This window comes from Streptomyces mutabilis, assembly GCF_046628145.1.
Taxonomy (GTDB): domain Bacteria; phylum Actinomycetota; class Actinomycetes; order Streptomycetales; family Streptomycetaceae; genus Streptomyces; species Streptomyces mutabilis.
This window is the reverse complement of sequence record NZ_CP176874.1, coordinates 1,901,186-1,915,364: the sequence shown is the minus strand read 5'-3', so window position 1 is coordinate 1,915,364 and position 14,179 is coordinate 1,901,186. Positions and strand designations below refer to the sequence as shown.

Here is a 14,179-nt window from a genome sequence, read left to right as displayed (position 1 = left end):
GGCTAGGAGGGCGTGACGACGATCTTCCTGCCGACACCCGAGGCGAACTGCTCCAGCGCCTCGGGGTAGCGGTCCAGCGGGATGCGGTCGCTGATGAAGACGCCCGGGTCCAGGACGCCGTTCGCGAACAGCTCCGCCGCGCGCTCGTAGCTGTGCAGGACCGCCATCGAACCGGTGATGGTGATCTCCTGGTTGTAGATGCGGTAGGGGTCGATCTGCACCCGGGTCGCGTAGTCGGCCACCCCGAACTGGAGGAACGTACCGGCCTTGGCGACGCGGTCCAGTCCGTCCTGGATGGCCGCCGCGTTGCCGGTCGCGTCGATGACGAGGTCCCAGCCCTGGGGGCGGTCCAGCTCGTCGGGTGTCGCGGCCGAGGCCGAGACGCCGAGGCCGCGGGCGGTCTCCAGGCGGGCCGGGTTGAGGTCCACCACGTCCACGCTGGCGGCGCCGGTGCGCTTGGCCAGCTCCAGCATCATCAGGCCCATGGTGCCGGAGCCGTAGATCAGGACGTGGGCGCCGAGGCGGGACTGGAGGACGTCGTAGCCGCGGACGGCGCAGGACAGGGGCTCGATGAGGGCCGCGTCCTGGGTGCGGACGTGCTCCGGGAGCTTCACGCAGTTCGCGACCGGCGCCACGGCGTACCGCGCCGCGCCGCCCGCCGTGGTGACGCCGATGGCGGCCCAGCGTTCGCAGAGGTTGTTGTGTCCGGTGCGGCAGTAGCGGCACTCGTAGCAGTAGAGGGACGGGTCGACGGCGACCTGGTCGCCGACCGCCACCTCGGTGACCTGGGCTCCGACGCCGACCACCTCGCCGGCGAACTCGTGGCCCGGCACGATCGGGAGCTTGGGCGCGAACTCGCCCTGGAGGATGTGCAGGTCGGTACCGCACAGGCCGCAGGCGGCGACCTCGACGACGACCTCGCGCGGCCCTGGCGTCGGGTCCGGGACCTCGGTGACGACGGCGCGGCCCACGGACTCGATGACGGCGGCCTTCATTTCACGGCTCCCAACGACAGGCCCTGGACCAGTTTGTCCTGGGCGGCGAACCCCGCGGCGAGCACCGGCAGGGAGATGACGAGCGACGCGGCGCACACCTTGGCCAGGAAGAGGCCCTGGCTGGTGATGAAGCCGGTCAGGAAGACGGGGGCGGTCTCGGCGACCACGCCCGTCAGCACCCGGGCGAAGAGCAGTTCGTTCCAGCTGAAGATGAAGCAGATCAGGGAGGTGGCGGCGATGCCGGGCAGGGCGATCGGGGCGACCACGCGGGTCAGGATCGTCGGCAGCTTCGCGCCGTCCACCCGGGCGGCCTCGATGATCGCGACCGGCACCTCGGCCAGGAAGGACTGCATCATCCAGACCGCGATCGGCAGGTTCATCGAGGTGTAGAGGATGACGAGCAGCCAGATGTTGTCCAGCATGTCCGTGTTCTTGGCGAACAGGTAGATCGGCAGCAGGCCCGCCACCACCGGCAGCATCTTGGTGGAGAGGAAGAAGAACAGGACGTCCGTCCACTTCTTCACCGGGCGGATGGAGAGGGCGTACGCGGCGGGCAGGGCCAGCACCAGGACGAAGAGGGTCGAGGCGACCGACGCGACCGCCGAGTTGATCAGCGCCGGCCAGGGGCTCGCGCCGCCGTCCGCGCCGAAGAACTCGCGGTAGCCGTCCAGGGTGAGGGAGGCCGCGAAGGACGGCGGGTTGGTGGCGGCGTCCTCCTCCGAGTGGAAGGAGGTCAGGGCCATCCAGGCGATGGGCAGGAAGAAGACGATCCCGGCCAGCCAGGCCACCAGGCCCAGTCCGGCGCCCGCCTTGCGGCGGACTCGCACGGGCTTGTCACCGGTGGTGCCGGTGGTGGCGGGTCGTACGGCGGTGGCGCTCATGCGCGGCCGACCTCCTCGCGGAACAGGGACGACACCACGCGCAGGGCGAAGGTGGCGATGATGATCGAGCCGATGACGACCAGGACGCCCGCGGCCGAGGCGAGGCCGTTCTCGTGGGCCTGGTAGAAGCTCTGGTAGACGGTGTAGGGCAGGTTGGCCGTGCCCAGGCCGCCGGACGTGATCGTGAAGACCGCGTCGAAGTTCTGCACGATGTAGATCGAGCCGAGCAGGGCGCCGAGTTCGAGGTAGCGGCGCAGGTGGGGCAGGGTCAGGTGGACGAAGATCTGCCAGTCGCTCGCGCCGTCCACCCGGGCGGCCTCGATCTGCTGCTGGTCCCGGCTCTGCAGTCCGGCCAGCAGGATCAACATCATGAACGGCGTCCACTGCCACACCAGCGCCGCCTCGACCGCGAGCAGCGGGGTGTTCGAGATCCAGTCCGGTTGCGGGCCGCCGACGTAGTGCAGCAGGCCGTTGAACAGGCCGTACTCCGGGTTGTAGAGGACGTGCTTCCAGAGCAGGGCCGCCGCGACCGGGACCACCAGGAACGGGGCGATCAGCAGGGTGCGGACCACGCCCCGGCCCTTGAACTTCCGGTCCAGCAGCAGGGCGAGGGCCAGGCCCAGGACCAGACTGGCCAGGACCACCGCCACCGTCAGCAGGATCGTCGTCCACACCGACTTGCGCAGGGCCGGGTCGGACAGGACGTCGCCGTAGTTGCCGAAGCCGGCGAAGGAACGGGCGTCGGGGTAGAGGGAGTTCCAGTCGAAGAAGGAGATCACCAAGGTCGCCACGAAGGGCAGTTGGGTGACCGCGATCATGAAGATCAGGGCGGGGAGGAGCGGGGCCCGGGTGGCCCATGCCCTCAGCCGGGGGGACGGCCGGCGGACGGGGGCGGGTACGCGGTCGGGTGCGGCCGAGGGGGCCGTTGCGGTGGCGGTCATCGTCCCTCGTACTCCTCGGAGATCTGCTCGGCGAGCTGCTGGGACTTCTTCAGGGCCTGTTCGACGGACTGGCGTCCGGCGACGGCCGCGCTGATCTCCTGGGAGACCTTGGTGCCGAGGTCGGTGAACTCGGGGATGCCGACGAACTGGATGCCGGGCGCCGGGCGCGGCTGCACGCCGGGGTCGTTCGGCTTGGCGCCCTCGATGGCCTCCCGGGTCATCTCCTGGAAGGCGGCGGCCTCCTTGACGTAGTCCGGGTTCTCGTACGTCGAGGCGCGCTTGCCGGCCGGGACGTCGGACCAGCCGACCTCGTCGCCGACCAGCTGCTCGTACTCCTTGCTGGACGCCCAGGAGACGAACTTCCACGCCTTGTCGGCGTTGCGGGAGGCCTTCTGGATGCCCCAGGCCCAGGTGTAGAGCCAGCCGGCGGAGTCGGTCTTCTCCACGGGGGCGGGCGCGTAGCCCATCTTGCCCTTGACGGGGGAGTTCGCGGACTCCAGGGAGCCGGCCGCGGAGGTGGCGTCGTACCACATGGCGACGTTGCCCTGGGTCATGTTGTTCAGGCACTCGGCGAAGCCGGACTGGGCGGCGCCGGACTGGCCGTGCTCGCGGACGAGGTCGACATAGAACTTCGTCGCCTTCTCCCACTCGGGGGAGTCGAGCCGGGCGTTCCAGTCCTCGTCGAACCAGGTGCCGCCGAAGGTGTTCACGACCGTCGTCAGGGGCGCCATCAGCTCGCCCCAGCCGGGCAGGCCGCGCAGGCAGATGCCCTTCATGTCCGGCTCGGCGCCGTCGAGTTCGGCGGCGAACTCCGCCACCTGGGTCCAGGTGGGGTGCTCGGGCATGGTCAGGCCCTCCTTCTCGAAGATGTCCTTGCGGTACATCAGGAAGGACGACTCGCCGTAGAAGGGCTGGCCGTAGAGCTTGCCGTCGTCGCCGGTGAGGGACTCGCGCATCGGCTTCAGGATGTCCTGCTGGTCGTACGCCGGGTCCTTCGCGACGTAGGAGTTCATCTCGTGCAGCCAGTCGTTGCGGGCGTAGATCGGTATCTCGTAGTTGGAGAGGGTGGCGACGTCGTACTGCCCGGCCTGGTTGGCGAAGTCCTGACTGATCTTGTCGCGGACGTCGTTCTCCGGCAGGACGGTGAAGTTCACCTTGATGCCGGTGTCCTTGGTGAAGTGGTCCGCCGTGAGCTTCTGCAGCTCGACCATCTGCGGGTTGTTGACCATCAGGACGTTGATGGCGTCGCCGCCGGAGCCGGCCCCGCCCGCCCCGACCCAGCAGCCGGAGAGCAGCGGGGCGAGCAGCGTCCCTGCGGCGGCCATGGCGAGCGTGGCTCGCGGCCTCCGTCGGCTCTGGGTTCGCATGGATCGCTCCTGAACATATGGGGAGGTATGGGGCATCGGAGGGTGTGGAGGTGCCCTCCGGGGACGTGAGTCGGTGGGTCAGACGCGGATGACCTGCGGGCCGAGCAGTGAGTAGCGGTGGGCCTCGGCCGTGGGGAGCAGCGTGCTGGTGACGATCGCCTCAAGGGCGCCGACCTCCGCGAACCGGCAGAAGCTGACCGCCCCGAACTTGGTGTGCGTGCCCGCGAAGACGGTGCGGCGGGCGGCGCGGATGGCCTGGGCCTTGACCTCGCTGACGGCCGGGTCGGGGGTGGTGAGGCCGTGTTCGCGGGAGATGCCGTTGGCGCCGATGTACGCCAGGTCGATGACGAAGCCGGCCAGCATCTTCGTCGTCCAGTGGTCGACGGTGGCGAGCGTGCCCGAGCGGACCCGGCCGCCGAGCAGCAGGACGGAGGTGTCACCGGCCTCGGCGAGCGCGCCGGCGACCGGCAGGGACGCGGTGACCACGGTCAGCGGCCGGTCCCGGGGCAGTGCCTCGGCGATGAGCTGGGGGGTGAAGCCCTCGTCGACGAAGACCGTCTCGGCGTCGCCTAGCAGTTCGGCCGCCGCCGCGGCGATCCGGCGCTTCTCGGGCACGTGACTGGTGGCGCGGAAGGCGAGCGTCGTCTCGAACCCGGCGCTCTCCACGGGGTAGGCGCCGCCGTGGGTGCGGCGGACCAGGCCGTGGTCCTCCAGGGCGCGCAGGTCCCGGCGCACGGTCTCCTTGGCGACGCCCAGGTCGGCGGCGAGCGCGGTGACGTCGACGGAGCCGGTGTCGCGGGCGATCCGCACGATCTCCCGCTGACGTTCCTCCGCCGTCCTCGTGGCCATGCCGAACACCTGCCTCACCGCCTCGTCGTGCGTCCTTGCCCGTTCGGGCCCGTGGGACCCATGGGGGAAGTTGTACAGCGGCCGTGCGGCACTGACCAGGTCTGTTGTGGAGCCGATGTTGCCCGATTGTGCCCGTTCGGCTCGCCGGGTGCCCGTCTCGGACCTGGCAGGCAGTGATCCGGGGGGTGGGAACGGGCAGCGCGGATGCCCGCATGCCGAGGCGGGCGGGCCCGTTCGGTGCCCGCCCGCCCCGTCGGCCGACCGGTTCCGGTCAGTACGGCCAGATCGGGGGGTCGGTCACGAAGTGGCCGCCCAGGCAGGCGTGCGCCGGGTTGTCCGGGTCGAGTTCGCCCTGTTCGGCGATCAGCTTGGCGGCGTACGGCTCGGAGTCGTCCTGCGGTTCGTAGCCGAGCGCACGCGCGGAGGTGAGGTCCCACCACAGGCGTGTGTTGGCGGACGAGCCGTGCACGACGGTGTGCCCGACGTTCTCGGCGGTCAGGGCGGCGTCGAGGAGGCGGGCGCCGTCGGCGGGGCTCATCCACACCGAGAGCATGCGCACGCTGGTCGGCTCGGGGAAGCAGGAGCCGATGCGGACGGAGACGGTCTCGATGCCGTGCTTGTCCCAGTAGAGCTGGGCGAGGTCCTCGCCGAAGGACTTGGACAGGCCGTAGAAGGTGTCCGGGCGGCGCGGGGTGTCGATCGGGATGAGCGGGTCGTCGCCCCGGGGGCGCGGGGTGTAGCCGACGGCGTGGTTGGAGGAGGCGAAGACGATGCGCCGGATGCCCTCCTCGCGGGCGGCCTCGTAGACGTTGTAGGTGCCCTCGATGTTGGCCTTGAGGATCTTCTCGAAGGGGGCTTCCAGGGAGATGCCCGCGAGGTGGATGATCGCGTCGACGCCCCGTACGGCCTCGCGCACGGCCGCCCGGTCGGCGAGGTCGGCGACGATCGCGTCCGGCTCGCCCTCGATCGGGCGCAGGTCGAGCAGGCGCAGCGTGTAGCCGTGCGCGGGAAGCAGCTCCCGCATCAGGGTGCCGAGGCCGCCGGCGGCGCCGGTGAGCAGGACGGTGCGGGGAGCGGGCATCCTCGGGACTCCTAGGTCTCCTGTTGGTCTCCTGAACCGGCAGCCGTACGCATGGGCGCCTGGCGTTCATATGCGTGGACACGCTAAGGAACCGGTGGTCAGCCGTCAAGAGGTCGCCTGCTTGACGGTGTCGGTGAGTCGGCTTAGCGTGGTCGCGTTCAGAAATATGGACGCGGATCACGAATATGATGCCGACCTTGAATCAGGAATGGGGAGCGCCCGTGACCTCAGCCCCTCTCGCCGCCCGGCTCACCGTCCCCAGCGGGCCGCTGTTCTTCCCCGTCACGGCCTGCGCCCCCGGTGGCGAGGTCGACCTCGACGTCTACCGCACGCATGTGCGCCGAGGGGTGGACGCCGGCGCCGCCGCCGTGTTCGCCTGCTGCGGCACCGGTGAGTTCCACGCGCTGACGCCCGAGGAGTTCGAGGCCTGTGTCCGGACGGCCGTGGAGGAGACCGCGGGGCGGGTGCCGGTCCTCGCGGGCGCGGGCTACGGCACCGCCCTCGCCGTGCGCTACGCCCGCGTCGCCGAGGAAGCCGGGGCCGACGGGCTGCTCGCCATGCCGCCGTACCTGGTCGTCGCCGGGCAGGAGGGGCTGCTGCGGCACTACCGGGAGGTGGCCGCCGCGACCGCCCTGCCCGTCGTCGTCTACCAGCGCGACAACGCCGTGTTCACTCCGGAGACGGTGGTCGAACTGGCCCGCACGGACGGGATCGTCGGCCTCAAGGACGGCCTGGGCGACCTCGACCTGATGCAGCGGATCGTCAGCGCCGTGCGCACCGAGGTGCCGGACGGCGACTTCCTCTACTTCAACGGGCTGCCGACCGCCGAGCAGACCCAGCTCGCCTACCGCGCCCTCGGCGTCACCCTCTACTCGTCCGCCGTGTTCTGCTTCGCCCCCGAGATCGCCCTCGCCTTCCACCGGGCGTTGCGAGAGGACGACACGGCCACCGTGCACCGTCTGCTGGACGGCTTCTACCGGCCGTTCGTCGAACTGCGCGCCCAGGGCCGCGGGTACGCCGTCGCCCTGGTCAAGGCGGGCGTACGGCTGCGCGGCCTGGACGTGGGGGAGGTGCGGACGCCGTTGCAGGAGCCGGCCGAGGAGCACGTGAAACAGCTCGCCCAGCTGATCGAGCGGGGGCAGGCGCTGCTGGACGAGGAGGGTGACAAGTGAGGGCGTCGGCATTCGTCTACCCCTGGGACGTCAACGGCGACCCGGAAGCCGCCGCGTTCGTCGCGGGCCTCGGCGTGGAGCAGGTGACGCTCGCCGCCGCCTACCACTCCACCCGCGCCCTCACTCCCCGCCACCCCCGCCACCGCGTCGTCACCGCCGAGCACGCCGCCGTCCTCTACCCGCCGGACCCCGCCCGCTGGGAGGGCCGGGACCTGCGCCCGTACGAGGCCGGCGACTGGGCGCCCGGCGACGCCTACGGCGAGGCCGCCGCCGCGCTCGCGGACGCGGGCCTGGAGGTGCACACCTGGGTCGTCCTCGCCCACAACTCCCGCCTGGGCGCCGAGCACCCGCACACCTCCGTCGTCAACGCCTACGGCGACCGCTACCCCTGGGCGCCCTGCATCGCGCAGCCCGCCACCCGCGCGTACCTCGTCGGCCTCGCGGCCGAGGCCGCGGTACGGCCCGGAGCGCGCGGCACGGAACTGGAGTCCCTCGGCTGGTACGGACTCGCCCACCTGCACGCCCACGACAAGACCGGCGGGGTCGCCCTCGGGGACGCGGGGCAGTACCTGATGTCGCTGTGCTTCTGCCCGCACTGCCGGGAGGGCTACGGCGCCGAGGGGCTCGACCCCGACGAGCTGGCCGCCGCCGTGCGCGCCGCGCTGGAGCCGGTGTGGCGGGGGACGGCGCCGTCGGACGGGGGCTGGGCGGGCGTGGGGAAACTGCTCGGCGAGGCGCCCGCCAACGCCACCCGTGCCTGGCGGGACGAGCGGGCCCGCACCCTCCAGGAGGCGGCGGTCGAGGCCGTGCGCGCCGCCGCCCCCGAGGGCTTCCAGGTCCTGCTGCACGCCGACCCGGTGTCGTACCACTGCGGCGCCAACGCCGGCGTCGACCCCGCGCACGTCCTCTCCGTCGCGGACGGCGTGGTCGTGCCCTGCACGGGCGGCGCGGGCCTGCTGACACCGTTCGCCGAGCAGGCGCGCGACGGGGCCGTCCTCGCCGCCAACCTCACCGTGGTCTCGGGCATGGGCGGCCACCCGGACACGCTCGCCGCGGACGCCGCGCGGGCGCGGGAACTGGGCGCCACGGAGCTGCGGCTGTATCACGCCGGGCTGGCGTCGGACGGGGATCTGGAGGCGGTGCGGGCGGGGCTGCGGGTGGGGTGAGCGGCGGGACCCTGTTCCGGTGCGGGGCGGCGGGGGCCGGTCGCGCGGTTCTCCGCGCCCCCTCCAGGGGCGTTCGGCGAACGTTCCTGGGAAGGGGGGCGTCGGCGAGGCTGAGGGTCGTGTTTCGGGTGGGGGCCGGTAGCGGCATTCCCCGCCGCCCTTTCAGGGGCGTTCGGCGCACGTGTCCGAGGCGGCTTCGGCCACCGGGTGCCGGGCCAGTGCCGCCGCCGTCGCCAGCAGGACCGCGCCCAGCGCCGGCAGCAGCAGCCACAGGGCGACCGTCTCGACGAGGGCCGCGCCGACGGCCAGGCCGAGGACGTTCGGCGCGAAGACCAGGGTGTTGGCGGTGGCGCTCACCCGCCCCAGCAGCGGCCCCGGCGTCTCGCGCTGCACGGCGGTCAGGGCGGCGATCAGGACCGTCGGCAGTCCCAGGCCGATCGCCGCTCCGGACACCCAGGCGAGCACGTCGGAAGGGACCGCCCGAGCCGCCACCGCCACCGCGAACAGGGCGATCCCGGCCGCCCCGAACCGTCGTGCGCCCAGGCGGCGCAGGGCGGGGCCGGACACGACCCCGACCACCACCGAACCGGCACCCTGGACGGCGTAGAGCACACCGGCGTAGGCGGGGGAGCGGCCGAGGGCGTCGACCACGGCGTACAGCGTGGCGCCGCCGGCGCCCGCGCACAGCATCGTCACCCCGCCCGCGAGGACCAGCGGGCGCAGCCGCGGGTGCCCGCACAGGTACCGGACGCCCTCGGCCGTCTGCCGCCGCCGGTTCGGCGCGGGCCGCTCCGGCGGTGCCTCCCGCACCCGCAGGGCCGCGTACAACCCCGTGGCCAGCACGAACGTCGCCGCGTCCAGCGCCGCCACGCTCGGCCCGCCGTACGCCGCGTACAGACCCGCCCCGGCGAGGGGAGCCACGAGCTTCATGCCCTCGTTGGCGGTCATGCGCAGTCCGTTGAAGTCGCCGAGCAGGCGCGGATCGACGGCGGCGGCGACAAGCGCCGACTCGGCCGCGTCCTGCACGACACCGGCCGCGCCGTACACGAACAGCACCGCGAACAGCAGCCACAGCGCGTCCGGTGAGTCGACGGCGAAGAGGGCGGGCAGGAGCGCGGCCGGCAGCAGGTTCGCGGCGATCAGCAGCGGCTTGCGGCGGACGCGGTCGGCGATCGTGCCCAGCGCCGGGCCCACCAGCGTCGGCGCCCACATCGCGAGCATGCACAGCGCCGCGAGTCCGTCCGAGCCGCTGAGGTCCTTCACCCAGACACCGGCCGCCAGCCACAGCGCCGAGGTGCCGAAACCGGACACCACCACCCCGGCGAGATACAGGCCCGCGTTGCGGTCGCGCAGGACGCGGGCCAGGGGCCAGGTTCCGCGTCCCGTCTTCCTCGTGTTCGTCCTTCTTGGCGTCATGCCAGGTCATCGTGGTCCTGAGGCAGGGCGGCCGACATCGGGCAGGTGCCCAGTGCGCGGGCTCGGGGGCCGATGAGTTTCGCGGCCGTGATCGGTCTACCTCCCGACAGAGCGGCCCTGCCTCCCGAGGAGCGATCGATGACCCACGACACCCCCACCCCCACGCTCGACCTCGGACCGCAGGCCCGGGTCCTGGCGCACCTCGCCGAGGGCGTGAGCGACGCCCGGCTCGCGGACCCGACCCCGTGCCCGGACCTGGCCGTCCGCAACCTGCTCGGCCACCTCGCCGGCCTCGCCGTCGCCTTCCGCGACGCCGCGCGCAAGGACCTGGGCGTCACCACCGACACCAGTCCCGAGGCGAGCGTGCCCGACATCGGACCCGGCTGGCGCCAGGAGCTGCCGAAGGTGCTCGGCGAACTCGCCGAGGCCTGGCGCGACCCGGGCGCCTGGACCGGCATGACCCGCGCGGGCGGCATCGACCTGCCCGGCGAGGTGGCCGGCGCCGTGGTCGCCGACGAACTGGTCATCCACGGCTGGGACCTGGCCCGCGCCACCGGTCAGGAGTACGACCCCGACCCGGCCGCCCTCCAGGCGTCGTACGGGCTGCTCGCCGCCTCCGCGGAGGAAACCGACCGGGACGAGGGCATGTTCGGCCCCGTCGTCCCCGTGCCCGCCGATGCCCCGCTGCTGGACCGGGCGGTCGGACTCAGCGGTCGCGACCCGCGCTGGACGCGGCCCGCGTAACGGCCCGGTCCGACGGGCGCGGCGACCTCCGCGCCCGGCCTTCGAGCCCCGGCAACCTCAACTTCCTTTGTCAGAAGCATTGACGTGGCCCCGCGCCCCTCTTACCTTCAACGCGTCGTACTCCGTACGTCATATATGAGACGCGATACGCGAGATCAGGTACGCGAGATCAGATACATGTGACCGTTGCATGTGATCAGCGGCGTGAGATCCGCGCATCCGACGCGAGATTCCGAGAGGCGCGCATGACCTCTGTGCCCACGCCGATCCCCTCCCGCACGCAGTACGTGCTGGAGGAGATCAAACGCCGCATCCTCACCGGTCGGCTCACCCCCGGCCAGGCCCTGGTCGAGACCGACCTCGCCGCACAGTTCGGGGTGTCCAAGACACCGGTGCGCGAGGCGCTCAAGACGCTGGCCGGTACCGGACTGGTGGTGATGAGCCAGTACAAGGGCGCGACGGTGCGCATGGTGGACGCGGACATGGCGCGCGAGGTCTACGACGTGCGGCTGCTCCTGGAGCCCGAGGCCCTCAAGCGCGCCGTGCGCCGCGGAGCCTCCCTGGACGCCGCCAGCGACGCGCTGACCCGGGCCGACCAGGCCACGGACACCGCCGAACGGTCGCTCGCCAACCGGGAGTTCCACCGCGCCCTGTACGTGCCGTGCGGCAACCCGCTGCTCGGCCAGATGCTGGACGAGGTCCGCGACCAGGCGGCCCTCGTCTCCGCCGTCGCCTGGGCCGCCGACCCCTCCTGGGAACGGGAGGCCGGCGAGCACCAGGAGATCCTGCGCCTCGCCCTCGCCGGTGACGCGGACGGCGCCGCCCGCGCCCTGCACGCGCACATCGCGTCCTTCGTCGAGCGGGCCTTCCCCGAAACGGGAGCCCAGGCCCAGGAAGAGGACGGTCAGGCATGACAGCGACGTTCGAGACCCAGCGGGCGGCCCTGGCCGACGTGGTCGCGATCCCGGTGACCCCGTTCGCCGAGGACGGCTCCGTCGACCCCGCCACCTACCGGGCCCTGCTGCGTCGTCTCCTCGACGGTGGCATCACGACCCTCACCCCCAACGGCAACACCGGCGAGTTCTACGCCCTCTCCCCGGCCGAGCGCACCCTCGTCACCGAGCTGACGGCCGAGGAGGCCGGCGACCGCGCCGCGATCCTCGTCGGCGTCGGCCACGACGTGCCGACCGCCGTCGCCTCCGCCCGGCACGCCCGTGACCTCGGCGCCTCCATGGTGATGGTCCACCAGCCGGTCCACCCCTACGTCTCCCAGGGCGGCTGGGTCGACTACCACCGCGCCATCGCCGAGGCCGTGCCCGAGCTGGGCGTCGTGCCCTACCTGCGCAACCCCCAGCTGCCAGGCGCCCGCCTCGCCCAGCTCGCCGACGCCTGCCCCAACGTCATCGGCGTCAAGTACGCCGTCCCGGACGCCGCCCGCTTCGCCGCCTTCGCCCGCGACGCCGGCCTCGACCGCTTCGTGTGGGTCGCCGGCCTGGCCGAGCCGTACGCGCCGTCGTACTTCTCCGCGGGCGCCACCGGCTTCACCTCGGGCCTGGTCAACGTCGCCCCGGCCGTCTCCCTCAACATGATCGAGGCGCTCCGGGCGGGTGACTTCCCGGCCGCGATGAAGGTCTGGGAGCAGATCCGCCGCTTCGAGGAACTGCGCGCCGCCAACGGCTCCGCCAACAACGTCACCGTGGTCAAGGAGGCCCTTGCCTCGCTGGGCCTGTGCCGCCGCGAGGTCCGCCCGCCGAGCAAGCCGCTGCCCGAGGACGAGCGCGCCGAGGTCGCCGCCATCGCCGCGGGGTGGTCGATATGACGGCCCCGACCGGCCGGAAGTCCCCGGAGCAGCTCCGCAGCCACCAGTGGTACGGCACCGACGGGCTGCGCTCCTTCAGCCACCGCGCCCGCACCCGCCAGCTCGGCTACCTGCCCGAGGAGCACCTCGGCAAGCCCGTCATCGCCATCCTCAACACCTGGTCCGACATCAACCCCTGCCACGTCCACCTGCGCGACCGCGCCCAGGCCGTCAAGCGGGGCGTCTGGCAGGCGGGCGGCTTCCCCCTCGAATTCCCGGTCTCCACGCTCAGCGAGACCTTCCAGAAGCCGACCCCGATGCTCTACCGCAACCTGCTCGCCATGGAGACCGAGGAACTGCTGCGCTCCTACCCGGTCGACGGCGCGGTGCTGATGGGCGGCTGCGACAAGTCCACCCCCGCCCTGCTCATGGGCGCCGCCAGCGTCGACCTGCCCGCCGTCTTCGTGCCCGCCGGCCCCATGCTCCCCGGCCACTGGCGCGGCGAGACCCTCGGCTCCGGCACCGACATGTGGAAGTACTGGGACGACAAGCGGGCCGGCCTCATCGGCGACTGCGAGATGCAGGAACTGGAGAGCGGCCTGGCCCGCTCGCCCGGCCACTGCATGACGATGGGCACCGCCTCCACGCTGACCGCCGCCGCCGAAGCCCTCGGCGTCACCGTCCCGGGCGCCTCCAGCATCCCGGCCGTCGACTCCGGCCACGACCGGATGGCCGCCGCCGCCGGACTGCGCATCGTCGAACTCGTCCACCGGGACCGGAAGCTGAGCGACATCCTCACGGCCGACGCCTTCGAGGACGCCGTCACCACCGTGCTCGGCCTCGGCGGCTCCACCAACGCGGTGATCCACCTGATCGCCATGGCGGGCCGCGCGGGCGTCACCCTCACCCTCGACGACTTCGACAGCATCGCCCGCACCGTCCCGGTACTGGCCAACGTCCGCCCCGGCGGACAGACCTACCTGATGGAGGACTTCCACTTCGCCGGCGGCCTGCCCGGCTTCCTCTCCCGCATCCCCGACCTGCTCCACCTGGACCGGCCCACCGTCGCGCACGACACGATGCGCGAGCAGATCGCGGGCGCCCAGGTGCACCACGACGACGTCATCCGGCCCCGCGACAACCCGGTCGCGGCCGAGGGCGGGGTCGCCGTCCTGCGCGGCAACCTCTGCCCCGACGGCGCCGTCATCAAGCACATCGCCGCCGAGCCGCACCTGCTCAAGCACACCGGGCCCGCGGTCGTCTTCGACGACTACCGGACCATGCAGCGCACCATCAACGACCCGTCCCTCGGCATCACCGCCGACAGCGTGCTCGTGCTGCGGGGCTCCGGCCCCAAGGGCGGACCGGGCATGCCCGAGTACGGCATGCTGCCCATCCCCGACCACCTGCTCAAGCAGGGCGTGCGCGACATGGTCCGCATCTCCGACGCCCGCATGAGCGGCACGAGTTACGGCGCGTGCGTGCTGCACGTGGCGCCCGAGTCGTACGTCGGCGGACCGCTCGCCCTCGTCCGCACCGGCGACTCGATCACCCTGGACGTGGAGGCGCGCTCCCTCCAGCTCAACGTGGACGACGAGGAGCTGGAGCGCCGCAGGGCCGCGTGGACGCCGCCGCCCGCCCGCTACGAACGCGGCTACGGCGCCCTCTACAACGAACAGATCACCCAGGCCGACACCGGCTGCGACTTCGAGTTCCTGGCCCGCCCCGGCAAGGTGCAGGACCCGTACGCCGGCTGAACCCCCGTACGA

At 72.4% G+C, this 14,179-nt stretch carries 13 protein-coding genes; 6 read left to right on the top strand and 7 right to left on the bottom strand.

All coding sequences use genetic code 11. The features are described 5' to 3' along the window. Positions 1 to 2: 2 nt before the first annotated feature. The 6 genes from ACLIN4_RS08460 to ACLIN4_RS08435 all read right to left on the bottom strand — a co-directional run bounded on the left by ACLIN4_RS08460 (position 3) and on the right by ACLIN4_RS08435 (position 6,114). Positions 3 to 995 carry a zinc-dependent alcohol dehydrogenase family protein gene (locus ACLIN4_RS08460; RefSeq protein ID WP_411575633.1) on the bottom strand — a complete coding sequence of 331 codons (993 nt, stop codon included), beginning with the start codon at positions 993 to 995 and terminating at the stop codon, positions 3 to 5. Continuing rightward, positions 992 to 1,876 (bottom strand): carbohydrate ABC transporter permease, encoded by an 885-nt coding sequence (locus tag ACLIN4_RS08455; protein WP_100047714.1) that lies wholly within the window; start codon positions 1,874 to 1,876, stop codon positions 992 to 994. Before ACLIN4_RS08455 ends, ACLIN4_RS08460 begins: the two co-directional genes overlap by 4 nt. After that, positions 1,873 to 2,817 carry a carbohydrate ABC transporter permease gene (locus tag ACLIN4_RS08450; protein WP_100047715.1) on the bottom strand — a complete coding sequence of 315 codons (945 nt, stop codon included), beginning with the start codon at positions 2,815 to 2,817 and terminating at the stop codon, positions 1,873 to 1,875. The genes ACLIN4_RS08455 and ACLIN4_RS08450 overlap by 4 nt, the downstream gene beginning before the upstream one ends. Further along, entirely contained in the window at positions 2,814 to 4,184 is a 1,371-nt protein-coding gene (locus ACLIN4_RS08445) for an ABC transporter substrate-binding protein (RefSeq protein WP_100047716.1), read from the bottom strand. Before ACLIN4_RS08445 ends, ACLIN4_RS08450 begins: the two co-directional genes overlap by 4 nt. Before the next feature lie 78 nt (positions 4,185 to 4,262). Further along, entirely contained in the window at positions 4,263 to 5,033 is a 771-nt protein-coding gene (locus ACLIN4_RS08440; RefSeq protein ID WP_307652994.1) for a DeoR/GlpR family DNA-binding transcription regulator, read from the bottom strand. A gap of 271 nt (positions 5,034 to 5,304) precedes the next feature. Continuing rightward, a complete protein-coding gene (locus ACLIN4_RS08435) occupies positions 5,305 to 6,114 on the bottom strand; it encodes an NAD-dependent epimerase/dehydratase family protein (protein WP_100047717.1) in 810 nt (269 codons plus the stop codon). A gap of 221 nt (positions 6,115 to 6,335) precedes the next feature. On the opposite strand from ACLIN4_RS08435, the gene ACLIN4_RS08430 reads away from it, so the two are divergent. Together ACLIN4_RS08430 and ACLIN4_RS08425 are read left to right on the top strand one after the other, a co-directional pair. Continuing rightward, on the top strand, positions 6,336 to 7,286 hold the full coding sequence (locus tag ACLIN4_RS08430; protein ID WP_289909775.1) for a 5-dehydro-4-deoxyglucarate dehydratase: 951 nt from the start codon (positions 6,336 to 6,338) through the stop codon (positions 7,284 to 7,286). Continuing rightward, positions 7,283 to 8,452: a hypothetical protein gene (locus ACLIN4_RS08425; protein WP_289909774.1), complete on the top strand. Its 1,170-nt coding sequence runs from the start codon at positions 7,283 to 7,285 to the stop codon at positions 8,450 to 8,452. Before ACLIN4_RS08430 ends, ACLIN4_RS08425 begins: the two co-directional genes overlap by 4 nt. A 162-nt stretch (positions 8,453 to 8,614) precedes the next feature. Here the strand turns inward: ACLIN4_RS08425 and ACLIN4_RS08420 are convergent, their stop codons facing one another. Next, positions 8,615 to 9,868 (bottom strand): MFS transporter, encoded by a 1,254-nt coding sequence (locus ACLIN4_RS08420; protein ID WP_289909772.1) that lies wholly within the window; start codon positions 9,866 to 9,868, stop codon positions 8,615 to 8,617. Positions 9,869 to 10,006: 138 nt separating this feature from the next. Here ACLIN4_RS08420 and ACLIN4_RS08415 point away from each other — a divergent pair, with 138 nt between their 5' ends. From ACLIN4_RS08415 to araD, 4 genes are all read left to right on the top strand, one after another. Beyond that, on the top strand, positions 10,007 to 10,612 hold the full coding sequence (locus ACLIN4_RS08415) for a TIGR03086 family metal-binding protein (RefSeq protein ID WP_107477781.1): 606 nt from the start codon (positions 10,007 to 10,009) through the stop codon (positions 10,610 to 10,612). Positions 10,613 to 10,857: 245 nt separating this feature from the next. Further along, positions 10,858 to 11,526 (top strand): GntR family transcriptional regulator, encoded by a 669-nt coding sequence (locus ACLIN4_RS08410; protein WP_411575632.1) that lies wholly within the window; start codon positions 10,858 to 10,860, stop codon positions 11,524 to 11,526. Beyond that, on the top strand, positions 11,523 to 12,431 hold the full coding sequence (locus ACLIN4_RS08405) for a dihydrodipicolinate synthase family protein (RefSeq protein WP_100047721.1): 909 nt from the start codon (positions 11,523 to 11,525) through the stop codon (positions 12,429 to 12,431). Before ACLIN4_RS08410 ends, ACLIN4_RS08405 begins: the two co-directional genes overlap by 4 nt. After that, positions 12,428 to 14,167 (top strand): L-arabinonate dehydratase, encoded by a 1,740-nt coding sequence (gene araD / locus ACLIN4_RS08400; protein WP_381944036.1) that lies wholly within the window; start codon positions 12,428 to 12,430, stop codon positions 14,165 to 14,167. The genes ACLIN4_RS08405 and araD overlap by 4 nt, the downstream gene beginning before the upstream one ends. Positions 14,168 to 14,179 lie beyond the last annotated feature (12 nt).